We start from the raw sequence: 1,056 nt of genomic DNA on the forward strand, positions 1-1,056 counted from the left end.
TAAAGCGTCCCGCCTTTAACCTGCGACATATCCGGCAGCCGTGAAGTAGTTCCAGCATTCGTCGGTTGAGTATAGGTCGCAAATGTCGGCGATTGCGTCGAACATGTCCGTGAATGTGCGCGCGCCGATCCGGCGTAGGTGTGCCTTGAGCTTGGAGAATGCCATTTCGATGGGGTTGAGGTCGGGGCTATACGGCGGGAGGAACAGGAACCAGCATCCTGCCCTGCGCATCGCCTTTTCCGCTTCGGCGTTTCTGTGGGTGGCGAGATTGTCCAGAATAACCACGGTTCCGGGTGAGAGTTCCGGCACCAGCACTTTTTCAACGTAAGCGGCGAAAGCATCGCCATCCATGGCCCCTTTGATCACCCAAGGGGCTATCATCGCATCGGCACTCAGTCCGGCGATGAAGGTCTGGGTACCCCATGAGCCAAACGGGGCGTCCATGATCAAGCGGTTTCCGCAAGGGGCCCATCCCCGCTGCCTCGTCAGGTTTGTCTTCACTGATGTTTCGTCAATAAATACAACCCGTTCAGGGTGCTTCGACACGGCCGGAATGCGGTGCTTGAACCAGTCTTCGCGCTGTTGCCTTACCTTGGCACGGCGGCGTTCGGTGGCCACCAGTGACTTTTTTTATACGTATAGTCCAACTTGCGAAGGAACTTGCCGATGGCGTTGGGGTGCGCCCGAACGCGCGTTGCGTCAAACAGGGCTGCACTCAGCTCGGGCATCGTGATGTCACCATCCTGCTCGATGATTTCGACAAAGAAGCCCCGATGCGGGTCCAGCTTACCCTTGCCTTTCGGCCGACCCTGCGGAGCAGCCTCCGCCCGGCCTGTCTGCCGGATCGCAAGTGCCCATCGCGCTCCCGTGGCTGGCGAGACCTTCAAGCGCAATGCCGCCGCGCGACCGCTTAACCCTTCCTCAATATATCGCTGAAACCGCGCCCGAAGCGCGTCTGGCAAAGGTGCTGACATGATCCATCCTCCCAAACAGGATGAATCACAAAATCAGCTGCGTGGGAATCCTCGCGATTCAGGTTTTTGGCGGGACGCTTTA

Annotated in this window: 1 protein-coding gene; it reads right to left on the bottom strand. The window is 58.3% G+C overall.

Translation table 11 applies throughout. From position 1 onward, the window contains the following. Window positions 1-15: 15 nt before the first annotated feature. Window positions 16-974, bottom strand: a protein-coding gene (locus BV911_RS18800) for an IS630 family transposase (RefSeq protein WP_205963928.1) whose coding sequence is annotated in 2 segments (ribosomal slippage) — window positions 16-630 and window positions 633-974 — 957 coding nt in all. Because the reading frame shifts where the segments join, the coding sequence is not laid out codon by codon here. Window positions 975-1,056: the final 82 nt, after the last annotated feature.

It is taken from the genome of Pseudoruegeria sp. SK021 (assembly GCF_002119405.1).
GTDB lineage: Bacteria > Pseudomonadota > Alphaproteobacteria > Rhodobacterales > Rhodobacteraceae > Meridianimarinicoccus.